The organism is Actinopolyspora sabaoui, from assembly GCF_051225635.1.
Taxonomy (GTDB): Bacteria; Actinomycetota; Actinomycetes; order Mycobacteriales; family Pseudonocardiaceae; genus Actinopolyspora.
Map to the genome: position 1 here is coordinate 1 of NZ_JBMIHH010000013.1, position 23,306 is coordinate 23,306.

The following is a 23,306-nucleotide window of genomic DNA, read 5'->3' on the forward strand; positions in this document are numbered from 1 at the left end:
CACGGCGACGCCACCACCCGTCCCCTACCGGATCCGCACGGGCCTCCGGCCCCTCCCCAGGGGTGTTCACGGGCTCGGCACCACTCCGAACCTCAGCCGGTGCCGGTGGAGCTCCGCTCGTCCTGAAGCGAACCGCGAATCATCTCGCGGAGCTGTTCGCTGTCCTCGTGGCCGTGGACCGAGACCGCGTGCTCGGCAGCGGCCCGCACCACCTCGTTCTCCTCACCGGTGATCGTCAGCGTGCAGTTCATGACGCTGGGGGTTTCCCTGCAATCGGCGATCTTTCGCACCGTCATCGCCTCCACACACGATGTGCGACGGAAATCAGCTGCCCGAGAGCTCAGCCACTCGAAAGCTCAGCCACTCGAAAGCTTGGCCTGCCACATCCAATGCGCCTCCTCGAGCTTGGCGGCGATCGAGATCAGCAGGTCCTGGGTGACCTGGTCGGTCTTGTCGGTCTCGTCGATCCGCGCGCGCAACCGCCGGATCAACTTCCCGAGGATCTCGACGATCGCCACGATCACGTCGCGATCCTGGCGCCACCCCGAGTCGAACTCGGGCACACCCGAGCTCTCGGCCACAGTGCCCGCCCGCGCGTCGGGTGGGACACCGATCGTCGCCGCACGTTCGGCGACGCTGTCGGCGAACTCCCTTGCGCTGCTGACCAACTCGTCCAGCTGCAGGTGAACACTGCGGAAATCACTGCCCACCACGTTCCAATGCGCCTGTTTGGCAACCAGATGCAGGTCGACGAGGTCAACCAGGGTGGCCTGGAGAGACTTGGCGGTGATATCGCGCTCGGAATCGGCCAACGGACTGGTGATCGGACCCTTCTCGGCCATTTCGTCGTACCTCCTCGTAACCCCCGGTGCGGCATTGGATGTGGGGGGCTGCGCGAGGCGTACCCGGAGGGGCCCGCTCCGAAACGGCTCGTGGAGCCTTTGGCGGGAGCGGCACACGGAACCGTGGACCGGTGTGAGCCAGTGCCCGTGGAGGCAGCACCCGTGGAGTCAGTGCCCGTGCCGGCTTCCCAGCGCGAACTCCGCCACCTGCACTCCGATGGTGTGCAGTGTCGAGGCGACCTTGGCGTCGGCACACTCCCCACCGGGCCCGAGCCCGGTCTCGGCGGAGTTCACGGCCGCCCCCAACGGGGTCGGCCACCCCCGCAGCGCGTGGGCCACCGAACGTAACGCCTGCAACGTGGTCACGGTCGCCTGCCAGCCGTACGCGATACCGACGCAGCCGACGGCACGTCCCTGCAGATACGGGCGCTCGTCCTCGCGCAGGTCCTCCGCGTAGTCGAGGGCGTTTTTCACCAGCCCGGAAACGGTGCCGTGATAGCCGGGAGAAGCGAGCACCACCCCGTCGGCATCGCGGAGAGCTCGCACCAGCGCCTGGGCGTTGGCGGTCCGCTCCGACACCGATGTGTCGAAGAACGGCATGACCAGTTCGTCGCCGGTCAGGAGCTGCACCTTGGCGCCGCTGTCCCTGGCGCCCGCCAACACGGCCTGCAGGGCACGTTCGGATTGTGAGTCGGCTCGGACCGAACCACCGATCCCCACTACGGTCACCGCCATCGACACAATCCTTCCTCACCCGCACGGGTGCATAACCCGCCCAGTGAACCACGCGATCAATTACCTGATGTCACCACACGGGCAGGCACCCTTACACGATCGGTCGCCCCACGGAGAGCGACCAACTCCGCAACGGTAAAAGTTGAAGTGCAGTCGAGGTCAATTGACCACCGCGTGTCTCGCACCACGCACTACCCATCGGTAGCCTCCGCGTAGTGCACATCACACAGTAACGGTTCCGTGGAAAGGTCCAGCCGTGTCCAAGGTTCTCGATGCCATCCCCGCCTCGGTACAACGACGTGCCCAATCAGCCGTGCTGCTGAGTCTGCTCCGGCTGCCGCGCCCGCTGCTGCGGCGAATCGCCGGTCCGCCCACGCGGGTCGACGGCCAGGAGCTGGCGCTGGAGGTACAAGCACTGCTACGGCTGCAGGCCCTGGCAGGCCAGGAACGCATGGCCGCCGACACCCCGGAGAAGGCCCGCGCGGGTATGGCGCAGGGCATTGAGCTCGTACGCGGCGCGGGGGTTACCGGGGTGCAGGTGAGCAAACGCACCGTCTCCGCGGGTTCGGGAGAACTGCCCGCCAGGCTGTACCGCCCGGAGGACCGCACCGAGCCGAGCACGTTGCTCGTCTTCTACCACGGCGGCGGTTGGGTGGTTGGGGATCTCGACACCCACGACGAGCTGTGCCGGTTCCTCGCCAAGCACGCCGACATCAGGGTGCTCTCGGTGGACTACCGACTGGCGCCCGAGCACCCCTTCCCCGCGGCGGCCGAGGACGCGATCGACGCCTACCAGTACGTGCTGGAGAACGCCGAGGACCTCGGTTCCAGCGCCGACTCGATCGCGGTGGGCGGGGACAGCGCGGGGGGCAATCTCGCGGCCGTGGTCTCGCAGCACGCCACCGCGAACGGGTTCAAGAGCCCCGTGCTGCAACTGCTGCTGTATCCGGCCGTGGACGCCGCCACCCGGCGCCGCTCCCGCGAGCTGTTCGGGAACGGCTTCCTGCTCACCGACGGGGACATGGACTGGTTCATGGACATGTACCAGCCCGAGATCTCCGCGCGGAGCGACCAGCGGCTCTCGGTACTGCGCACCGAGGACCTCACCGGACTGGCACCCACGGTGCTGATCACGGCGGGCTTCGATCCGCTGCGGGACGAGGGCGAGGAGTACGGCAGGCGGCTGTCCGAGGCCGGTGTGCCGCTCATCGCCCGCAGATTCCCCGACCTCATCCACGGTTTCGCGAACCTGTTCGGAGCCAGCGCCAGGCTGCGGGAGGCGATGTTCGAGATCGTAGGGGCACTACGAGCCGGCCTCTCCCTCCACTCCGCGGGTTAGAGCCCCCGTGCTCGGCCTACGTAGCTGGTCGCTTGGCGGAACCTCTGGCACGGCTCTCGCTGCGGGTGCCCCGACCTCGGGTCGATCTACACAACGTCGGGGCCGTCCTCGCGAGAGCCGCACCGGAGAACCCGCGGTCGGTCCTGCTGCGAGGGCGGTGGGAGTTCGGCCTGCGGAAGTGGTGGGAGTGTGGCTATTCGTCGGCGCCGGTGCTTCCGCGATTTCGCGGGAAATTGACGGAGTTGGGGCCTTCCCGCTGCTCGGGGGTGTCAATTTCCCGCGAAATCGCCGCGCCCGAGGCCGCTGTCGAAACGCGGCCATGCGGGTAAGCAGCGCGCGTGTCCCCGGTGCGTGAGTCGGATGCATTGCGAGGCCGGGCCGCTCGCCGCGTAGGTCGCTACTCAAGAGCCGGCCCAACGCCGCAAGGCGCCGACTCACGTGACGGCTACCCGACCAGACACGCAACCGGCATCGACCCCTCAGGAAAGTAACTACCCGATGTCGGGCCTCCCCGGAGCGAGAGCCGTGCGAGAGGTTCCGCCACGCAATCGACCGAGCAACTGGCATCGAACACTCACAGCAAGGAGCGGAGCTTCTCGAGTAGTTGCTGCCTGTCGGAGCAGTCCAGCCGTTGTTTGATCCGGCCGATGTGGTGTTCGACCGTTTTGGCCGAGATGAACAGCCGCTGGCCGACCTGCTTGTAGGTCATCCCGCCGAGCACCAGTTCGGCCACTTCCCGTTCCCTGTCGCTGAGCAGTTGCGCCTCATCGGCCGCCGCGCCGATGTCCCCGCCTGCTCCGCTCGACTGCCGCTGTGAACGGTTCCCCTTGCCACTCAGCCCGCGCGCGCATTCCAGCAGGGCGGGCATCGCGTTTCGGTCGGTGGTGCGGATCGCCGCCTGTCCGGCCAGTCCGGCGCCGTCCCAGGCGAGTCCCACCGCGTGCAACGTCCGCGCCGCGCTTTCCACCTCGGCCGGGTCCACCTCGTTCTCGAGCACCCGCAGCCACACCGTTCCCGCCGTTGCCAGCGCGGCGGCGAGCTGATTGTGCCGCGCCATCCGGTCGAGAACCGCGGTGTGTTCCGCCGCCCGGTCGTATTCCTCGACCACGATGGCGGCCTGCGTCTCGCGCCAGCGCAGCGGAGCCGCCCACAGTGGGGGCTCGCCGAGCGCCGCCAGCAGTTCGTGTGCCTGGCGCAGCTGTGGCAGCAGCCAGTCGCCGTCCCGCAGCCTCGCGGTGGCCACGGCGAGTTCCCCCAGGGGGAGCAACGCGAACAGGTCCACCGGGTGTTCGGCCATCGCGCGACGTGCCCTGGTGCGTGCCTGCCCCAACGCCGCCATGTCGTTGTCGCGGCTAGCGATACCCGCCTCGATCGCCACCGCGTGCAGCCGATCACGCGGGCTGAGTTCGTCCGAGTCGGACAGCAGCGCGCCGAGCTCCCGCTTGGCGGCCGTGGTGTCGCCCCGTAACAGCGGCAACCAGATGGCGAGCAACCGGTGCCTGGTCCGGAACAGCGGACCGCCGCTGTCGGCCGTGACGGCCCGCCGCAGCACCGAGTCGGCGAGGTCGATCTCCCCGCAGTGCAGCGCGACGGTGGCCGCGACAGCTGCCGGGGTGTCCGGGGTGAGCAGTGCCCCACCGACGGGTTCGGCGAGCGAGGCGGCTCGCACCAGGGTGTTCAGTGCCTCCGAAGCCGCGCCGTCGACCGACTGGTGCAATCCGGAGGCGAGCTGGGTGCTCGCCCCGGACACCGAGGTGGGGGGTTCTTCGGCTTCCGTACGCAGCAGTTCCACGGCTTCGTCGAGTCTGCCGGTGCAGATGAGCCCGAGCACGGCGCAGGAACTGTCCCCCGGCCAGCGGACGTGGCGGGCGGACCAGCGGCACAACTCCGCGGCTCGTTCGGGCAGCCCCCGGTGTGTCAGTACCGCCGCCGCCACCTGGATGGCGGTCGCCCGATCGGAAGCGCTCTCGTCGGCTATCACCCGGTCGGCAAGGCGCAGCGCCTCGTCGAATCGTCCGCTCAACGCGACCGCCCACGCCTTGCGTGCGGTGACCGAGGAGGCGGGCAGCCCGGTGCTCACGGCCGCGTCGAACATCCGCACCGCCACTTCCGGGGACTCGCCCACTTCCGAGGACCGGCTCAGCGCCTGGCCGCCCGCCGCGTCGAAGGCGGCTGCCAGCGTGTCGTCGCACGGCAGCACGGACTCGGTTCCCAGCAACGGCCGCAGTAACGGCAGCACGGGGCCGCCGCGGTCCAGCCGGACACGCAGCAGCACGCGCAGCACCGCCAGTCGTTGTTGCCAGTCGGTCAGCGCCAGCACGGCACGGGCGACCATGGGCGGGGGCGTGTCGGTGTCGTCCAGCATACCGGCGGAACGCAGTGCCGCCACGGCGGTGGTGATCTCGGGAGATTCCGCGTCGAGCACGGTGGCCAGCAGCGCGGGATGTGGTTCGGCGCCGACGGCGAGCGCGGTGAGGCAGCCACGCGCGGTTCGGTCCAGTGCGGATAGTTCGTGGTCGAATCTGTCCAGTGCGGGTCGCGGCAGGTGCTCGGCACCACCAGCGGCGAGTTCGCGCGGTTCCAGGGTTTCGATCGCGCGCGCCACCAGGGCCGGAACTCCGCCGGTGAACATCCGCAGCCGTTGCGCCGTCTCGATGTCGCCTGGGGCCGCGGCGCCGCGGAGCACTTCGGAGATCTCGGTGACGCCGAGCTCGGCCAGTTCCACCACCGGCCTGCCCGTGGCGAAGCGCGCGCAGAGTCGCGCCAGTTCCGCGGGGAAGGGCCAGGAGCGGCAGGCCAGGATCACGCGTACCGGCCCCGCGACGGCCAGGGCCTCCACCTCGCGCAGCGTGGCGGCGGACAGTAGGTGGGCATCGTCGAGCAGTAACACGGCAGCGCCGGAACGGATCTCCGCCGCGTCGAACTCGGCCGACTCGCGCACCGTGGTGCCCGCTTCGCGGTAGGTGCGGGCGAGCAGGTTCAGCAGGCTCGTCTTGCCGTACCCGCCGGGACCGCGCACCACGGCTGTGAGGGGTTTGTTCGGGTTGGCGGCTATTTCCTGCCGCAGGCGCGTGGCCTCGCGGTGTTGTGCGACCTCCCATAACCGGGCTGCCGAACCAGAGTCCGGCGCGGGCCGTGTGGCGCTGGGGTGATTCACGAGCGGTCCCAATCGGTGAGCGGTGTTCGGTGGGCGCGACGGAACGGCTTCGCCTTGGTCAGGCCGGATTTCGACCTGTCACAGCAAGCCGGGTAACGCGGGCTGTTGCCCGCCGAATCCCTGTACGAAGGTCATTACCAACCCGAGAATGATCAGAATCGCCGCGAGCGACAATTTGACGATCTTAAACGCTTTCCGTTTCGGGGGAGGTTCGATGTGCAACGGTTCGACTTCCACCGGCGGCCGGAGCGGCCGGGCCGAACGGTCCGGAGTGGCCTCGGAATCGGCACCGCTCCGCTCTTCCAGCAGGTCGTAGCCGTGCTCGACGGCCTGCTGATCTACGGAGTCGTCCACTCGCAGCAGCACACTGGTCTCGGCTCGCGCGGCGGCGCGGTCAGTGGCCGCGGCAAGCACCTCGGCCGCGCGGCACGCCGCTCCGCGTGCCGCCACCAGTTCGGGGAAGCCGTCGACGCGGACCGGGACCGCCTCGGCGTCCTTGCCCGACAGCTGCTCGCGGAGGCGCTGTTGCACCAGCTCGCGCAGCAGCGGGGTGCGTGCCGGACCACCGGCCAGCACCACCGCTTCCGGCTCACCCGGGCTGAGGGAGGCGGACTGCACCGCCTGCGAGAGCTTCTCGGGAAGCAGTTCCAGGTGCGGCCGGGCAAGCTGCTCGTAGCGCACCCGTGCGAGCTGGATCTCCCGGGAGAACCTGGGCAGCACCACGCTCACCCCGGCCGTGTCCCTGGTGGACAGTTCCTCCCTGGCGCGGGTGCACTCCTCCCGTATTCGGGCGGCTGCCGCACGATTGCGGGGATCAGTGGGATCCAGTTCGGACAGCGCTCCACCCAGCTCGTCACGTAGTTGCCCGAGGATCAGATCGTCGAGATCACGGCCCGCGGGGCGGGGCCCGTGCACCGTGACACCGCGAAGTTCCAGTTCGGTACCGTGTTCCCCTGCTCCCTCGTCCTTCCGGTTCGACTCGCGTCTGCGCAGCACGGTGGCATCGGCACCGCTGCCCCCCACGTTGCCGACGACTATCGACGCGCCCGCGGGGAGCGGCTGTCTGGCGATGTAGTCGGTGGCCACCGCGAGCGGTTCCGGCAGCAGGGTCACATCGGTGAGGCCGAGTTCGGCCAGCGCACGTCGCAACTGGTGGATCCGGTGCGTTCCCCAGGTGGCGCTGTGTGCCACGGCGATGTGCTCGGCAGGCGCGCCGCGCCGGTTGGCCACCTGGTCGGCCACCCACTCCACCATGCCCGCGGCCAGGCGCGGGGGGGCCACGAGTTCACCTCCGAGTGGCAGCGGGGTGTCCTGACCGAGTTCCGCGACGAAATCGGTACTCACCCATTCGGGAGATTCGGCGGCTCTGCTCGCGGCAGCCTCGCCCGCCAAACGGGAGCCGTCCGGCGACCGCCCCAGCGCGGTGGGGACCACCGCACGGGAGTGCCCCAACGGGAACGGCGCGGCGGGTGCCCACTGCCCACCGTCACGCGCGACGACTGCCGCCGAAGTACTGGTCGCACCCAGGTGAACCCCGAGAACGTAAGGCATGCCATCCCTTCCGGCCTACCTGGTTGGACTTGCTTTGCCACAGGGCGATCGCGCGGGGTTCGTCAGGTAAGCCCGCGGGTCCAACTTAGCGTGGACTCAATTACGCAAAGATGTGACCCGCTCCATTGATCCCCTAACGAGTGACACATCAAAGTCCCCCTAACAGGTTCATCAATAACTAGGAGTGGCTCCCGATGGGTGGGGGCCGCCAACCACGTAGCTTCTTAATCAGGAGCGGGGACACCGAATCCCTCGCCCGGCTTGAGAAGACCTACGGCTTGAGTTCAGGAGAACGCCAGCGATGCCGAACGCACAGCCGGAGCAGGCCGACGGGCGGGAGGGTGCCCGGTTATCCACCTCGGGGACGGACACTCGAACAACGGCCACGCCGGAAGAACCGACACTGCAGGAGTTCCTGACACGTCTGGTCGGCAATCCGGAAGCGCGTTCGGCTTTCGAAGCCGATCCACGTGGCGCGCTGGAGAGTGCCGGCCTCGGAGAACTGAACGCGACACAGGTGCTGCAAGCCTCGTCGTTGGTGCTGGACTACGCACCCGCCGAGCTCGTGACCGAGTACGGACGCACGGTGCAACCCGGCATCGACACGTTCGCCGCGAGCACGCAGCACGTCGCGATCAACCAACTCGATCCCGCACAAGTTCCAGAGCCGCAGGAAGCGACGGATACGAACATGAGCCTGTTGGACAACGACAACTCCGCTAACCCGAACTACTCCTCCGGCGGCGACGCCGACAAGGAGATGGAGCAGAACATCGACATCGACAACCAGGACTCGCAGAACCTGGTCAGCGTGCACGATGTCGCCAGCGGCAACGAGGTCGCGGGCAACGCGGTCGGCGCCGTGGGTAACACGGTCGGCGCGGTCGGCAACACGGTCGGCGGCGTGAACAACACCGTCGACAACACGGTGGACACCGTCGGCGGCACCGCCAACGGCGCGGTCGGCGAGGTCACCGACACGGTGGACGGCACCGTGGACACCGGTGTCGACGTGGCCGTGGGTGCCGCCGACACCGCGGTGGGCACCGCGGGCGACCTCCCGGTCGACGACGTGACGAGCACGGTCGAGGGCGTTGCCGGTGGCGTCACCGGTGACGTGGCCTCCGAGGACGCGGCGGGCACCCTGGACGGCGCGACCGGTGCCGTCGGCGGCACCGTGGGCCAGGCCGAGGACGTTGTCGGGGGCGTCACCTCGGATCTGCCGCTCGACCTGCTGTGACGCGTCGGCGCCGATGACCACGGCGCCCGTGTGACACGACGGCGCTGCCGTTGAACGTGCTCTTACCTGAGCGGGCGGACACGCCGGGGATCCGTATGCCCCTCTCTCCACGGATCCCCGGTGGACCGATCGCCGCCGCGTCCGCGCTTCGCGGCGGCGATTCCGCTCCCATCTCCCCACGAACCGACGCGATTACGCTGTCCGCCTTCACCTCCGAGCGTGTGCACGTGCACAATCCCATCGTGATCGAAACGGCACTCGTGGAACTCCTCGACAGCGCGGAAGCGGAATGCGCCGAAGCCGGACGAACGGATCTGGGAAGCCGACTACGACGGATCCGCAACCGGGTGCTCGATCCCGACCAGCTCGTCCTGGTGGTGGGCGAGCCCGACCAAGGCAAGAGCGAACTGGTCAACTCCCTGGTCAACGCCCCGGTGTGCGGCAGCGGTGAGAACGTCAGCACGAGCGTGCCCAGCCTGGTGAGATACTCGGAGGAACCGACGGCGCAGCTCGTCGAGCAGGAGACGACCCGGAGCCCGGTGGGCGGCAACCGCTCCCGCGTGCCCATCGAGTCGGTGGGCGAGGAGCTGGAACGCGCGCTGGTGGCGGGACACCGGGTGGACCGAACCGAGATCGGAGTCCCCCGCGCCCTGCTGGAGAACGGACTCGCGCTGATGGACACGCCCGCCGTGGGCGGAGTCACCAACTCGTTGGGCTCGGTCACCGAAGAAGCGGTAGCCGAAGCGGACGCGCTGCTCATGGTCTCCGACGCCACCCAGGAACTGACCACCAACGAGCTGAACTTCCTGCGACGCGCCACCGCGATATGCCCCAACGTGGCACTGGTACAGCCCAAGACCGACGTGGTGCCGGAGTGGCGACACATCGTCGAACTCAACCGCAAGCACCTGTCCAACGCGGGCATCGCGGGCAAGATCTTTCCCGTGTCAGCCCGTATCCGTGCGCTGGCCACCCGCGACAAGAACAAGGACCTCAACACCGAGTCCGGATTCCCCGCGCTGCTGGACTACCTGCGCAAGGAGATGGCCGGTGCGCACGAACAACTGACCCGCAAGCTGGTCGCCCACAACGTCGCGGACTCGATCGACACGATCACCGGCGAGCTGCGGGAGGAACTCGGCAACCAGAGTCCGCGCACCGCGACCGAGACGCTACTGGAACTGGAAACGGCACAACGGCGTGCCGAGGACCTCAAACGACTGTCCGGGCGCTGGCAGAAAACCCTGTCCGACGGGGTGCAGGAGCTCTACTCCGACATCGAGTACGACTTCCGGGAACGAAGCTGGGCGGTACTGCACCAGGCGAACGAGACGCTGGACGAGGCCGACCCGAACACCAACTGGGACGAGTTCGAGGAGTGGCTCCGTGACAGCCTGAACACGGCGATCGCCCAGACCTTCGACTGGCTGGACCGGCGGCGGGAGCGAATCACCGAGCAGGTGGCCGACGAACTGCTGCGGGAACAGGTACGTACGCTGCCCAGTAGCGACCCCATCCCCGTTCCGGACCCGCTGTCGCGAGTCCCCGCCCCGAAGGCACCGAAGAGCTCGGACTACCCGCGCAAAGACCAGATACTGACCGGACTGCGCGGTTCCTACGGTGGGGTACTGATGTTCGGCTTGATGACGAGAATGGCCGGGCTGCCGCTGATGAACGTGATCTCCATCTCCGCCGGGCTGCTACTGGGGAGCAAAAGCCTCAACGAGGAGAAGGACTCGCGGCTCAAACGGAGGCAGAGCGAGGCACGCGCAGCGGTGCAGCGCTATGTCGAGCACGTGGTCTTCCAGGTGAACAAGGAGGCCCGCGACGCCATTCGGAACATGCACCAGACGCTGCACGACCACTGCAACCGAATCACCGAACAGGCACAGATCCGGATCAGCCGCTCTATCCAGGAGACCAAACGGATGGCCGAACAGAGCGCGGTGGATCGCGACGCCCGTGCCAGGGAGATCAAGAAGAAGTTGGAAGAGCTCGGCGCGCTGCGCAAACGAGCGGCAGCGTTGACGTCCAACCGGATAGCGGCCGCATGACCACGGCACGCGACACCGGCCCAAGCACCGCGCTGCTCTCCCAGGCCAGGGAACTGCTGCTGCGGACCATGACCTTCTACCGGGACGAACCACGCACAGCGGGTTGGCTACGAGCCCGGTTGGAGCGGCTCTCCGAACCGCTGCGCATGGCGGTGACCGGGCGAGTGAAATCCGGCAAGTCAACGCTGATCAACGCACTGGTCGGGGCCGAACTCGCTCCCAGTGACCCGGAGGAACGCACCCAGGTCAACACGGTGTTCCGCTACGCTCCCGAACCCAGGATCACGGTGCACACCCCGCACGGCGCGCAGCGGAACGTGCCGGTCGACGAGCTCGATCCCGCCACCATCCGGGACCTGCAACGCTGGCGTCCGGACGAGGTGGCGCGCCTGGTCATCGAGTCCCCCTCGCCCGGGTTGCAGGCGATCACCCTGATCGAGACGCCGGGAGTGGCCTCCACGGCGGTCAAGGAGACCGGCAGGTCGGCACTGGCACAGATACTCTCCGAGGCCGACTCGGTGCTCTACCTGACCAGACAGCCGCAACAGATCGACTTGCAGTTCCTCGAATCGGTACACGAACTGCGGGTGGCGCGGCGCGCGCCGATCAACACGATCCTCGCGTTGTCGCGGGCGGACGAGGTGGCGGGCGGTGACCACGAATCCGTCGAGGCGGCCGGAAGAGTGGCGAACGCGTGCCGGGACGACCCCAAAATCCGTAGTTTCGTGCAGTACGTGCTGCCGGTGGCCGGGCTGCTGGCGCAGGGCGGCAGCACCCTCGGGCAGTCCGAGTTCGAGGCACTGTCCCGACTGGCCGCGCTGCCCCGCGAGCAGCTGGACGAACTGCTGCTGTCCGCCGACCGGTTCGCGGGTTCCGAGACCCCCGAATCCGTCGATGCCGGCACACGGCGGGAACTGCTGCGCCGTTTCGGGCTGTTCGGACTGCACAGCGCGCTGACCGCTCTCGCGGGGGGCGGGCTCGACCACGGCAGGCTGCGGCGGCAGCTGCTCGCCGAGAGCAGGATCGGTGAGCTGCAGGAAGCGGTTCACCTGCAGTTCGTCGAACGCCAGGAGGCACTGCGGGCGCGCTCGATTCTGCTCGCGGTGGACATGGCGTTGCGGGCCAACCCCCGTTCCGGTGACAAGCAGTTGCAGGGCGAGCTGGATCGCCTGCTGAGCAACGCGCACGAGTGGGACGAGCTACGGGTGTTGTCCGGCCTGTGGTCCGGACAGTTGTCGCTGCCCGGCAGGCTCCGCGAGGAGGCGGAACGACTGCTCGGCGCGCACGGGGACCAGCCGATGGCGAGGCTGGCGGCCCCGGCCGGGGCAGGTGCGCGGGATCTCGCCGAACGTGCGGGCGAGGCCGCCCGACGGTGGCGGGTGCTGGCCGCCGATCCGCTGCGCGACCGCGACCACCGGGAGGCGGTGCGGACGGTGTTGCGCAGTTGTGAGCGGTTGCTGGCGGCGAATGTCGGGCATTAGCCCGGCCCCGTCGAGACGCGGCTCCGGGGCAGGCGAGCCGGGGTCAGCCGGTCCGTTCTCCGGTACCGACCAGCGAAGCGAGGTAGCGACCGCTCGCTTCGCGTTCCGGCACGCCACGGGACGACCGCAGCAGGGAGAACGTCGTCAACACGAGCAGCGACACGCCCAGGATCACGAACGAGGCGGCGCGAACCTGGTCCACCGGCGGGAGATGCAGCATCAGGTGCCGGTTCAGCGGCAATCCCACGAATGGCGCCCAGTGGGTCACGCTGATCGAGACCGCCGCCGTGCCCAACCAGAGCTTGCTACGGCTGCGCAGCCCGTACAGCACCATGAACAGCAGTGCGGGTGCGAGCCAGCCCCAGTGATTGGACCAGGAGGTGGGTGAGATCAGTAACGCCACCAGCCCGATGATCGCCACGGCCAGCGCGTCGGACGCCCTTCGGACACAGTAGACGGTCGCGGCCCCCAGTAACGCACTGCCCAGTACCCACAACGACACCTGCGCGGCACCGGAGAGATCGGTTCGGCTCAGCACCGCCAGTACGCTCTGGTTGCTGCGCAGTGGTGAACCGAAGGCCGCGGCGGCGGGCCCCTGTGTGAACCAGTACTTGACCGAGGCCTCGAAGTCCACCAGAAAACCGAGCAGTGTCGCCAGGAACGCGGTGAGCAGCACCGTGCCCGCCGCACGAAAATTCTTGCGCAACAGAAAGAACAGCAGGAAAGCGCCGGGGACGAGTTTGATCGCGGCGGCGATTCCCACCAGCATTCCCCGCGGCCAACGCGGATTACGCACCAGACAATCCGCCGCGACAACCCCCATGAGCAGGATATTGATCTGTCCCTGCGCGAAACATCCGAAAACCGGTTCGAGAAACAGCGAGAACCTGGCCAGCGCGACGGAAAGGGCGAAACACAGCAGCGGATCACCGCGGGGCCAGGTCCGTCGGAACACGAGGTAGAGGGTGGTTACCAGGGCCACCGCGTTCAACGCGTAGAGCAGCGCGATGTCGACCTTGAGCGGAAGCACGGCCAGCGGGGTGAGGGGTAACAGCGCGAACGGCGGATACACCCAGGGCAGGGGATCCTCGTTGGTCACGGTGGCTTCGGAGGGCATCACGTCCCAGCCGTTGAGCCAGGATTCGACCGCCCAGCGATAGACCGCGTGATCCGGCCAGTGGCCCTGAGCCGAGATCCACACCCAGAATTCCCACCCGAGAGCGATAACGGACAACGTGATGAGCCCGAGCGGGACAATCACCCGATAATTTCCCCGCTTCGTGTTCGTTCTCACATTTTCCGGAGAAGTCGGGGCATTCGGGGAACCGCGCTCGACAACAGTACGATCATTCCGCATCGAGCGACAATCTACCCCAAACTCGGTCCGCTCCAGGCGCGTATCCGAGAGTTCCCGGGTGCGACGAGAGTCTCCACACGAGGACCGGGCCCGGCGACGCGGTGGCCGCCGGGCCCGGTTCGGTGGTGGTAGCCGCGGTCAGCGGTCGGGGTGGACGTCGCCCGAGGGACGGGCCCGACGGACGGGCCCGACGGACGGGCCCGACGGACGGGCCCGACGGACGGGCGACGTCACCGGACTATCAAGGAGTAGCTCAGCCCTGGACCTTCTCGGCGATCTTGTCGCCGGTGTCCTTGTCCACGTTGCGCCAGTACTGCAGCGCACGCTCCAGGATCGGCTGGCTGACTCCCTTGGACAGGTGTCCGGCCACATTGTTCACGAAGCGCTGCCGCTCCTCGTCGCTGAAGACCTCGCGGACCATGGTCCCGGCCTGGCCGAAGTCGTCGTCCTCCGAGTGCAGCTGGTACGCCGAGCGGACGACCTCCTGCTCGATTCCGCTGGCGGTGTCCTCGCTGCCGTTGCGGGTGTCGGCGTGCGGGCCACCGTAGGAGTTCGGCGCGTACACCGGGTCCTGCCCGTAGCTGTACCGCATCGGGCCGTCCTTGGAGTAGGAGTTCACCTCCGAGACCGGACGGTTGACCGGCAGCTCCATGTAGTTCGGGCCGATCCGGTACCGGTGGGCATCCGGGTAGGCGAACGACCGGCCCTGCAGCATCTTGTCCGGGGAAAGGCCGATGCCGGGCACGGTGTTCGCGGGCTCGAAGGCGGACTGCTCGATCTGCGCGAAGTAGTTGTCCGGGTTGCGATCGAGCACGAACCGGCCGACCTTGATCAGCGGGTAGTCGCCATGCGGCCACACCTTGGTGAGGTCGAACGGGTTGAACCGGTAGTCCGCGGCCTCCTCGTACGGCATGACCTGCACGTACAGCGTCCAGCTCGGGTTGTTGCCCGACTTGATGCTGGTCCACAGGTCACGGATGTGGGCGTCACTGTCCTCACCGGCCAGCCTGTCGGCCTCCTCCTGAGTGAGGAAGTCGTGGCCCTGGTCGGTCTTGAAGTGGTACTTGACCCAGAACTTCTCGCCCTTGGCGTTCTCCCACAGGTAGGTGTGCGAACCGTAGAGGTTCATGTTCCGCCAGGTCTTCGGGATACCCCGGTCACCCATCAGCCAGGTCACCTGGTGTGCCGATTCGGGGCACTGGCTCCAGAAGTCCCACTGCATGTCGTGATCACGCAGGTGGTTGTCGGCCCGGCGCTTCTGGGAGTGAATGAAGTCCGGGAACTTGATGGCGTCCCTGATGAAGAACACCGGGGTGTTGTTGCCAACGAGGTCGTAGTTGCCCTCGGAGGTGTAGAACTTGATCGCGGTCCCGCGCGGGTCACGCCAGGTGTCGGGGGAGCCCAGCTCACCCGCGACCGAGGAGAACCGAATCAGGGTCTCGGTCTTCACGCCCGGCTGGAACAGCGCGGCCTTGGTGTACTGGCTGACGTCCTCGGTCGTCTCGAAGAAACCGAAAGCGCCGCCGCCCTTGGCGTGCACCACGCGCTCGGGCACCCGTTCGCGGTTGAACTGGGCGTTCTTCTCGATCAGGTAGTGGTCCTGCAGCAGCGCGGGACCGTTGGTGCCCGCTGTCAGCGAGTGGTCGTCGCTTGCCACCGGGATACCGGCGTTGGTCGTCGTGGGCCGTGGCGAACTCACGAGCGTCCCTCCTTGTGTGGTGATTACGATGTCCGTCGACTACTCGGCCGCGGACGCGCAGTCGGGGCACAGACCCCAGAAGACGATCTCCGCCTCGTCGATGCTGTAGCCGGCTGTCGACGAGGGAACCAGGCACGGAGCCGAACCGTGGACGCAGTCCACGTCCTCGGCGCGGCCGCATGCCCGACACACCAGATGATGATGGTTGTCGGCGGTACGACATTCGAACCTGGCCGGATGACCGGCGGGTTCAATCCTGCGTAACAGCCCGGCCGAAGTGCACGCGTGCAGCACGTCGTAGACGGCCTGGGTGGAAACGGAGCCGAGAGTCCGCCGTACGGCACCCGCCACCTGGTCCGCGGTGGAATGCGGGTTATCGGACAGCCAACCGAGCACGGCCACCCGCGGGCCCGTCGCGCGCAGCCCCGCGGCGCGCAACCGTTCCCGCGTACTGTCCGCCGCCTGTCCGCCGGATGTCGTACTGGATGTCATAGCGACGTCAGTATGCCACGCATAGATTGGAATAAGTCAAGAAAACACTCGGAGAACGACCACCGATCGTGCGAGAACCGTGACGGACGCGACATCCGCCACGGTTCACGGAGCATTCGGGGCCGGTCCAGTGCTGGGGCCGGTCCGGCGGCCGGTGCTGCTTCGGGTTCCCGGCAGCCACCCCCGGGCGGCGTCAATTTCTCGCGAAATTGACATCCCCGTACCACGGTGGGGTCCCAGCCAGCGTCAATTTCCCACGAAATCGCCAGGCCAGCCGGGGGGGCGCGGCAGTGTGGGCGTCAATTTCCCAAGAAATCGCCGCGCCGCTTCGACGCAGGCCGAGCTCCGACCGCTCCCGCAGGCCGAGCTCCGACCACTCTCGCAGCAGGACCGACCGCGGGTTCTCCCGTGCGGCTCTCGCGAGGAAGGCCCGACGCTGTGTAGGCCGCTACCCGATGTCGGGCCTCCCCGCAGCGAGAGCCGTGCCCGAGGTTCCGCCAAGCGACCACCCGAGCAAACCGGGTCGCCACACTAACCATCACAGGAAGATGGAGAGTGTCCACGCGATCAGGAACCCGACCACACCGATCAGCGTCTCCATCACCGTCCACGTCTTGAGCGTGGTCGGCACGTCCATGCCGAGCAGCCTGCCGACCAGCCAGAAGCCGGAGTCGTTGACGTGCGAGAGCACGGTCGCACCCGAGGCGATGGCGATGACGATCAGGCACAGGTCGATGGAGGTCAGTCCGGACGCGGCCGAGACCGCGGGAGCGATGAAGCCGGCGGAGGTGGTCAGCGCCACGGTCGCGGAGCCCTGCGCCACACGCATCACCACGGCGATCAGGAAGGCGGCGACGATCAGCGGGATCCCGGCGCTGTTGAGTCCTTCGGCCAACGCGTTGCCGACCCCGGCCTTGGCCAGCACCGCGCCGAACATGCCACCGGCACCCGTGATGAGGATGACCGCGGCGATCGTCGAGAGGCTGGCGGTGAGCTCGTTCTCGATCTCCTTGCCTCGCATGCCGCGTTTGAGGCCGAGCACGACCGAGGCCACCAGCACCGCCACGGCCAGGGCGACCGGACTCTGCCCGATGAGGATGGCGGCCTGCACCACCTGCGACTTGGAGTCGACCACATCCTCGGAGACCAGCGTGTTCAGACCGGTGCGCAGGAAAATCAGCACCAGCGGCAGCAGCAGGAGGCCGACGACGGCGGCCATGCTCGGCCTCGGCTTGTCCGGCGCGGTGTCCTGCCCGGTGGCGGTGGAGTCCTCGGGGACGGGCAGGAAGACCCGGCTGCCGTTCCAGAGTCCGAACGCGTAACCGGAGATGAGCCAGGTCGGAATGCCGACCACGAGCCCGATGAGCAGCAGCAGGCCGGTGTTGGCACCGATGAGCCCCGCGGCCGAGACCGGGCCGGGATGCGGTGGGACGAAGGCGTGCATGACGGCGAAGGCACCCACCACCGGCAGCGCGTAACGCAGCACCGAGCCACCGAGCCTGCGGGCGACGGTGAACACGATGGGCAGGAAGATGACCACACCGGCGTCGAGGAAGATCGGGAAGCCGAACAGCAGTGCGGCTATCCCGAGCGCGAGCGGTGCCCGGCGCTCACCGAACCGACGTACCAGTGCTTCGGCCAGTACCGAAGCCCCGCCGGATATCTCCAGCATCCGTCCGAGCATCGCGCCGAAGCCGACTATCAGGGCGACTTCGGCGAGCGTCCCCCCGAGACCGTCGTTGAGGGTGCTCATCACCTCGTCGAGCGGGATGCCCAACACCAGCGCGGTGGTGATGCTGACGGCCAGCAGCGCGATCATCGGCTGCAACTTGAGGAAGACGATCAGCAACAGCAAAACCGCGACAGCGCCCGCGGCCACGGCCAGCGTGAGCCCCGGCCCCAGTGCGGAGTGGGCGGCGGGCTCGGCCGCCGCGATTACTCCTCGCAAGAATCTGCCCCTTTGTCGATACCGGGCATCACCCGAACGGATGCCGAACGGCCAGAATCCTCACAAGGCGAGCACCCCGGCCGCTAGTGCTCTGTATCGCTTCAGTCATACTTTTTTTCAGCAGTGTTCACATCGTTGACACAAAGCTCCGACAACTGATAACAGCAAGTAGTCGAACAGCGGAATTGTTCGCTCAGCGCCCACCGCACGACTCGCATGCCGAGGTGTCGCACACGCGAACACCCCCGCTACGAATGAAGAAACGCCCCGCCGGAAGTCCCGAGAGAACTCCAGGCGGGGCGTTCACGAGAAGGGGCGTTCACGAAAAAGGGCGCTCGCGAAAAGCCGTTCCGAGTCGGCCGAGCTCTGCCGAGTGAACAAAGCTCCGGACCTCAATACGTCTAGGACGCGATCGGGGTCAGCTCGGCTATCGCGCGGTGCAACCGTTCCAACCCGGGACGCTGGGCACGCATCATCCGGGCCGCCTCGGGAGCGGGCGGAACGGTTCGAGCGGGCCGTATCAGATCGGCGGCCTCGTCCAACGAGTCCAGCTCACCCAACGCGCGCCAGGCCAGCAGCACCGCGCCCACCGCCGAGCCACCGCTTTCCTCCGCCAGCTCCAGCTCTATACCGAGCGCCGCCGCGATCGTCTCGGCCCAGATCCGGCTGCGGAAACCGCCGCCGGTGGCGCGCACCGCGTGCATCCGCGCGCCGGTGTCGACCACGGCGTCCCGAACCAGCGCGAGCTGCTGGGCGACTCCCTCCACCAGGGCGCGGGTCATCTCGGCGCGCCCGTGGATACGCCGCAACCCGATCAGCGAGCCGGTCAGGCCGGGCTCCCACCAGGGGGCACGTTCACCCATCAGGTAGGGCAACGCGATCAGACCGCGCGCTCCGATCGGCACCTCGGCGGCCTCGTCGAGCAGCCGCGCCACATCAGTGCCGAACGACTCGGCAGCCCACTGGCCGACCACCGCCCCGTTGCTGACGGCACCACCCGCCACCCACAGACCATCGGCCAGGTAGTAGCAGAACGTGCGGCAGCGCTCGTCCACACCGGGCTCGTCGCGCACCACACGCAGCGCCCCGCTGGTGCCGAGCGAGAGCCCGGCGACTCCGGTGTTGATCGCGCCGACCCCGAGATTGCCCAACGGGCCGTCGCCCGCACCGAGCACCACTGGCAGCCCTTCGGGCAGCCCGGTATCACGTGCCACCCGCGCCCCCAGCGGGAACGCGTCGGTCGGCGCGGCGATGCGGGGCAGCTGGGCCGCCTCGATTCCGGCCGTGCGCAGTGCGGAGTCGTGCCAGTCCAACGTCGCCATGTCCTGCAGCCCGGTTCCCGAGGCCAGCGACTGATCGGTGACGAACTCCTCGGTGAACGCGGCGAAGACGAAATCCTTCAACGCGCACCAGTACGCCACCCCTTCGCTCAGCTCGCTGCGCTGCGTGGTCAGCCAGGCCAGTTTGACCATCACCGACTGCGGGTGCACCGGTGTTCCGGTGGCACGATGCAGCTCCGCGGCCGTGGCCCACTCCGCGCGGAATTTCTCCGCGATGTCGGCGCAACGGCTGTCCGCCCAGTTGAACGCGGGAGTTACGGGATCACCCGCCGAGTCCAGCCCGAGCAGGGTGTGCATCGCCGTGCTGAACGAGAGCGCGCGAACAGGACGTCCCGCCTCGTGCACCCGGGACGCGCACTCGGCCAGTGCCGCGATCGCGGAATCACGTACCGCCGCGGCGTCCTGGACTGCCTCACCCGGTTGTTCGGTGCGCATCGCGTTCGCACGTTCGGCGTGATGCAGCACCGTGCCGTCGCGGTCGGCGGCGACGACCTTGGTGGTTGTGGTACCGAGATCGAGACCGAGGACGACCGCATCCTTCTCGGCTGCGCTCATACCCCCAACCTATCCGCCCGAAGGAGTTGGTTCCGACGAGCGAGACACACGGCACAACCGCAGCGGAGTGGGCTCGCTTCCGGCATGTGGCGGTGGGGCGGGCACGCGGCCGGAAACAGGCCGGGGGCGACCCCGCGTGAATTTCGCGCGAAATCGCCACCGAGCGGCTCGGTCGACTACCCGATGCCCGCGCCGCCACGTCGCACGAGGGATTCCAGCTCCACCTCGAACTCGAACGGCTCCCCGGTGCGGAACACCCCGCCCTCGGTGGAGTGCGATTTGTAACCCCCGTCGTGCAGCCGGTTCTCGGCGATGGTGACCGGCTCGTCGAGATCAAGTACCCAGTACCCGGGTATACCGGCTTTGGCGTACTCGTGACGCTTGACCACCCGGTCGGTCTGCGACGAACCGGGGGAGACCACCTCGACCGCGAGCAGGAGGTCCTGGGCGTACAGCCGATTCGGGTTCTGGTCGATCCGGGCGGCGGTGGCGACGACCACGTCCGGGACTCGAACCACCGGCGGCCAGGAGGAGACGATCACCACTTCCACGTCCGGTATCGCCTCCCATTCCAGGGGTAGCTGCCGATCGAGCACCGAGGCGAGGCGCTTGACGGCGCGCTGATGGATACCCGCGGCTTTGGGAGTCACGTGGAGGACGCCCTCCTGGAGCTCGTAACGACGCGAATCGTCTTCCGGCAACCGCTCGAACTCTTCCAGGCTCAGCAAATGATCGGGCCAGGACATCGCGGTCATGCCTCCAGTGTCGACACCTATCGGCCGGCTCCGTACCCCTGTGACGGGAGGACCATCCGTTCGGGTGGCGACCCCGCGTGAATTTCGCGCGAAATCGCCACCGTCCCGGATCAGTGTGAAGCGGTCACGCCGGAGACGCCAGCGTCTCCGCGATCTCGTAGGTGTTCAGGGCCGCGCCCTTGCGCAGGTTGTCGCCGCAGACGAAGAAGTCCAGCGTGTTCGGAAAGTCGACAGCCTGGCGCACGCGCCCCACGTAGGTCGGCTCGCCACCCACGACACCGGCAGGAGTCGGGAAGTCCGGCCCGTCGGGGTCGTCCTGCAGCACCACCGAGGACGCCCGCTCGAAAACCCGATGCGCGTCCGACACGCCGACCTCTCGGTCGAACGTGGCGTGCACCGCCAGCGAGTGCGTGGTCACCACCGGCACCCGGACGCAGGTCGCGGAGACCTTCAGCTCCGGGATCCCGAGGATCTTGCGCGACTCGTTGCGGACCTTGAGCTCCTCCGAGGTCCAGCCGTCCTCCTTGCGGGAACCGCACCACGGCACGACGTTCAACGCCAGCGGAGCCTTGAACGGCGTCTCCTCGGAGAGACCCGCCGCGACCAACGCCTCGGCCACGTCCCCCGCACGGTCCCCGAGCTGCTTGCCCGCGACGGCATCGATCTCGGCACGCAGCCGGTCGATGGCGTCCTGCCCGGATCCCGAAGCGGCCTGGTACGAGGAAACCACCAACTCACGCAGGCCGAACTCGCGGTTCAACTCCCCGAGGGCGGCCATCATGGACAGCGTCGTGCAGTTGGGGTTGGCGATGATCCCCTTCGGGCGCTCGTCCACCTTGTGCGCGTTGACCTCCGGAACCACCAGCGGCACCTCGGGGTCCATCCGAAAGGCCCCCGAATTGTCGACCGCGACCGCACCCCGTTCGACGGCCACCGGCGCCCACGCCGCGGACAACTCGTCGGGCACGTCGAACATCGCGATGTCCACACCGTCGAAGGCCTCGGGGGAGAGCCCGACCACGGTGTGCTCGACGCCCCGGACCTCGATCTTCTTTCCGGCGGAACGCGGCGAGGCGATCAGCCGTACCTCGCCCCACGGCACGGTCTCGCGCGAGTTCATGATCTCGATCATGACCGAGCCCACCGCCCCGGTGGCTCCCACGATCGCGACGGTGGGTGCCTGGAAACGTCCGGAACTCATTCAGCGACCACTCCCCGCATAGACAACAGCCTCTTCTTCTCCGCCCAGCTCGAAGGAGGTGTGCAGCGCACTCACCGCGTCATCCAGCTGCGCGTCCCGGACCAGCACCGAAATGCGGATCTCGGAAGTATTGATGATCTCGATGTTCACGCCCGCCTCGGCCAGCGCCTCGCAGAACTGCGCGGTCACGCCGGGATGCGAACGCATACCCGCACCGACCAGCGAAACCTTGCCGACGTCGTCGTCGTAGACGACCTCCTGGAACCCGAGCTCGTCCTTGATCTTCTCCAGCTCGGTGACGGCCACGGCACCGTTGCTCTTGGCCACGGTGAAAGTGAGGTCGGTGAGGCCGGAAGCCACACCCGAAACGTTCTGCAGCACCATGTCGATGTCGATCTCGGCATCGGCGACGGCACGGAAGATCCGCCCCGCCACGCCGCGAGTGTCCGGAACACCGCGCACGGTGACCTTGGCTTCCGACCGGTCGTGCGCCACGCCGGTGATCATGGCCTGTTCCATGGGGAGGTCCTCCACTGATCCGGACACGATCGTTCCGGGGTTGGCCGAGTAGGACGAGCGGACGTGCAGTGGCACGCCGTATCTGCGCGCGTACTCCACCGCGCGCAGATGCAGCACCTTCGCACCGGTGGCCGCGAGTTCGAGCATTTCCTCATAGGTGACGCGGTCGAGGTGTTCGGCATCGCCCGCGATCCGGGGGTCGGCGGTGTAGACGCCGTCCACATCGGTGTAGATCTCGCAGACGTCGGCATGCATCGCCGCCGCCACCGCGACGGCCGTGGTGTCCGAACCGCCGCGCCCCAGCGTGGTGATGTCCTTGCTGTCCTGGCTGACCCCCTGAAATCCCGCGACCATCACGATCCGACCCTCGTCCAGGGCCTGTCGAACCCGATCGGGGGTGACGTCCATGATCCGGGCGTTCTGGTGTGCCGAAGTGGTGATGACCCCGGCCTGCGAACCGGAGAACGAACGAGCCTGCTCGCCGAGAGATTCGATCGCCATGGCCACGAGCGCGTTGGAGATGCGCTCACCCGCGGTGAGCAGCATGTCGAGCTCCCGCTCCGGGGGAGCCGGGTTGACCTGGTTGGCCAGATCCAGCAACTCGTCGGTGGTGTCCCCCATCGCGGAGCACACCACGACGACATCGTTACCCGCCTTACGGGTCTCCACGATGCGCTCGGCGACCCGTTTGATTCGATCGGCACTCTCGAGCGAGGAACCGCCGTACTTCTGGACGACGAGTGCCACCTGAACAAACCTCCTCGAGCCGCGCGGACGCCCCGGGTGCGAGAGGCCCCGCACTGACACCGGGTGGACGGCCGGGCAGCCGGCAGCGTGACGCCGTCCGGCTCCCCGGGCAGCGATCACTCGATCGTGCCGTGTGTTAGGAATCCGGACACCTCGCCGCGCCCCCGAGGTCCGAAGAACCGCTCGCGAACCTTCATCGGGTGCCTTCACCAGGCCGTTCCGCTGCCTGCCCAGCCTACAGAACCAGCCCCCTGCGGCCCGATAGCCGTTTGGCGTGACTAGTCTGGCTACGAC

At 67.9% G+C, this 23,306-nt stretch carries 17 protein-coding genes; 4 read left to right on the top strand and 13 right to left on the bottom strand.

Features of this window, described 5'->3' with window-relative positions:
- Nucleotides 1–92: 92 nt before the first annotated feature.
- From ACOQFL_RS20725 to ACOQFL_RS20735, 3 genes are all read right to left on the bottom strand, one after another.
- Complete coding sequence (locus ACOQFL_RS20725; RefSeq protein WP_435545869.1) at nucleotides 93–296, bottom strand: DUF1059 domain-containing protein; 204 nt, start codon at nucleotides 294–296, stop codon at nucleotides 93–95.
- Between the two features lie 60 nt (nucleotides 297–356).
- A complete protein-coding gene (locus ACOQFL_RS20730; RefSeq protein WP_435545870.1) occupies nucleotides 357–842 on the bottom strand; it encodes a Dps family protein in 486 nt (161 codons plus the stop codon).
- Nucleotides 843–1,010: 168 nt separating this feature from the next.
- Nucleotides 1,011–1,577, bottom strand: a complete 567-nt coding sequence (locus ACOQFL_RS20735) for an NADPH-dependent FMN reductase (RefSeq protein WP_435545871.1) — start codon at nucleotides 1,575–1,577, stop codon at nucleotides 1,011–1,013.
- A gap of 256 nt (nucleotides 1,578–1,833) precedes the next feature.
- On the opposite strand from ACOQFL_RS20735, the gene ACOQFL_RS20740 reads away from it, so the two are divergent.
- The gene (locus ACOQFL_RS20740) at nucleotides 1,834–2,916 is read left to right on the top strand and encodes an alpha/beta hydrolase (RefSeq protein ID WP_435545872.1); all 1,083 of its coding nucleotides are present in this window, start codon (nucleotides 1,834–1,836) and stop codon (nucleotides 2,914–2,916) included.
- A 574-nt stretch (nucleotides 2,917–3,490) separates the two neighbouring features.
- On the opposite strand, the gene ACOQFL_RS20745 is transcribed toward ACOQFL_RS20740, so the two are convergent.
- On the bottom strand, nucleotides 3,491–6,073 hold the full coding sequence (locus ACOQFL_RS20745; RefSeq protein ID WP_435545873.1) for a helix-turn-helix transcriptional regulator: 2,583 nt from the start codon (nucleotides 6,071–6,073) through the stop codon (nucleotides 3,491–3,493).
- 78 nt (nucleotides 6,074–6,151) lie between these two features.
- The gene (locus tag ACOQFL_RS20750; protein ID WP_435545874.1) at nucleotides 6,152–7,624 is read right to left on the bottom strand and encodes an Hsp70 family protein; all 1,473 of its coding nucleotides are present in this window, start codon (nucleotides 7,622–7,624) and stop codon (nucleotides 6,152–6,154) included.
- Between the two features lie 301 nt (nucleotides 7,625–7,925).
- Between ACOQFL_RS20750 and ACOQFL_RS20755 the strand changes: the two genes are divergently transcribed.
- The 3 genes from ACOQFL_RS20755 to ACOQFL_RS20765 all read left to right on the top strand — a co-directional run bounded on the left by ACOQFL_RS20755 (nucleotide 7,926) and on the right by ACOQFL_RS20765 (nucleotide 12,399).
- Entirely contained in the window at nucleotides 7,926–8,864 is a 939-nt protein-coding gene (locus ACOQFL_RS20755) for an IniB N-terminal domain-containing protein (protein WP_435545875.1), read from the top strand.
- Between the two features lie 242 nt (nucleotides 8,865–9,106).
- Nucleotides 9,107–10,918, top strand: coding sequence for a dynamin family protein (locus ACOQFL_RS20760; protein WP_435545876.1), 1,812 nt, complete (start codon nucleotides 9,107–9,109; stop codon nucleotides 10,916–10,918).
- Nucleotides 10,915–12,399 carry a dynamin family protein gene (locus ACOQFL_RS20765; RefSeq protein ID WP_435545877.1) on the top strand — a complete coding sequence of 495 codons (1,485 nt, stop codon included), beginning with the start codon at nucleotides 10,915–10,917 and terminating at the stop codon, nucleotides 12,397–12,399. Before ACOQFL_RS20760 ends, ACOQFL_RS20765 begins: the two co-directional genes overlap by 4 nt.
- 43 nt (nucleotides 12,400–12,442) lie before the next feature.
- On the opposite strand, the gene ACOQFL_RS20770 is transcribed toward ACOQFL_RS20765, so the two are convergent.
- From ACOQFL_RS20770 to ACOQFL_RS20805, 8 genes are all read right to left on the bottom strand, one after another.
- The gene (locus ACOQFL_RS20770; protein ID WP_435545878.1) at nucleotides 12,443–13,660 is read right to left on the bottom strand and encodes a glycosyltransferase family 87 protein; all 1,218 of its coding nucleotides are present in this window, start codon (nucleotides 13,658–13,660) and stop codon (nucleotides 12,443–12,445) included.
- A gap of 349 nt (nucleotides 13,661–14,009) precedes the next feature.
- Entirely contained in the window at nucleotides 14,010–15,455 is a 1,446-nt protein-coding gene (locus ACOQFL_RS20775) for a catalase (RefSeq protein WP_435545879.1), read from the bottom strand.
- Nucleotides 15,456–15,494: 39 nt separating this feature from the next.
- A complete protein-coding gene (locus tag ACOQFL_RS20780; protein ID WP_435545880.1) occupies nucleotides 15,495–15,947 on the bottom strand; it encodes a Fur family transcriptional regulator in 453 nt (150 codons plus the stop codon).
- Between the two features lie 538 nt (nucleotides 15,948–16,485).
- Nucleotides 16,486–17,895 carry a GntP family permease gene (locus ACOQFL_RS20785; RefSeq protein ID WP_435545881.1) on the bottom strand — a complete coding sequence of 470 codons (1,410 nt, stop codon included), beginning with the start codon at nucleotides 17,893–17,895 and terminating at the stop codon, nucleotides 16,486–16,488.
- A gap of 401 nt (nucleotides 17,896–18,296) precedes the next feature.
- Complete coding sequence (locus ACOQFL_RS20790; RefSeq protein ID WP_435545882.1) at nucleotides 18,297–19,790, bottom strand: gluconokinase; 1,494 nt, start codon at nucleotides 19,788–19,790, stop codon at nucleotides 18,297–18,299.
- 176 nt (nucleotides 19,791–19,966) lie between these two features.
- Nucleotides 19,967–20,545 (bottom strand): Uma2 family endonuclease, encoded by a 579-nt coding sequence (locus ACOQFL_RS20795; RefSeq protein ID WP_435545883.1) that lies wholly within the window; start codon nucleotides 20,543–20,545, stop codon nucleotides 19,967–19,969.
- 124 nt (nucleotides 20,546–20,669) lie between these two features.
- Nucleotides 20,670–21,746, bottom strand: a complete 1,077-nt coding sequence (locus ACOQFL_RS20800; RefSeq protein ID WP_435545884.1) for an aspartate-semialdehyde dehydrogenase — start codon at nucleotides 21,744–21,746, stop codon at nucleotides 20,670–20,672.
- A complete protein-coding gene (locus tag ACOQFL_RS20805; protein WP_435545885.1) occupies nucleotides 21,747–23,012 on the bottom strand; it encodes an aspartate kinase in 1,266 nt (421 codons plus the stop codon).
- Nucleotides 23,013–23,306: the final 294 nt, after the last annotated feature.

Excerpts from the sequence above, each read along its gene's own strand:
- ACOQFL_RS20725 (WP_435545869.1), bottom strand. The coding sequence starts at position 296 with ATGACGGTGCGAAAGATCGCCGATTGCAGGGAAACCCCCAGCGTCATG.
- ACOQFL_RS20730 (WP_435545870.1), bottom strand. The coding sequence starts at position 842 with ATGGCCGAGAAGGGTCCGATCACCAGTCCGTTGGCCGATTCCGAGCGC.
- ACOQFL_RS20735 (WP_435545871.1), bottom strand. The coding sequence starts at position 1,577 with ATGGCGGTGACCGTAGTGGGGATCGGTGGTTCGGTCCGAGCCGACTCA.
- ACOQFL_RS20750 (WP_435545874.1), bottom strand. The coding sequence starts at position 7,624 with ATGCCTTACGTTCTCGGGGTTCACCTGGGTGCGACCAGTACTTCGGCG.
- ACOQFL_RS20755 (WP_435545875.1), top strand. The coding sequence starts at position 7,926 with ATGCCGAACGCACAGCCGGAGCAGGCCGACGGGCGGGAGGGTGCCCGG.
- ACOQFL_RS20765 (WP_435545877.1), top strand. The coding sequence starts at position 10,915 with ATGACCACGGCACGCGACACCGGCCCAAGCACCGCGCTGCTCTCCCAG.
- ACOQFL_RS20780 (WP_435545880.1), bottom strand. The coding sequence starts at position 15,947 with ATGACATCCAGTACGACATCCGGCGGACAGGCGGCGGACAGTACGCGG.
- ACOQFL_RS20790 (WP_435545882.1), bottom strand. The coding sequence starts at position 19,790 with ATGAGCGCAGCCGAGAAGGATGCGGTCGTCCTCGGTCTCGATCTCGGT.
- ACOQFL_RS20795 (WP_435545883.1), bottom strand. The coding sequence starts at position 20,545 with ATGACCGCGATGTCCTGGCCCGATCATTTGCTGAGCCTGGAAGAGTTC.
- ACOQFL_RS20800 (WP_435545884.1), bottom strand. The coding sequence starts at position 21,746 with ATGAGTTCCGGACGTTTCCAGGCACCCACCGTCGCGATCGTGGGAGCC.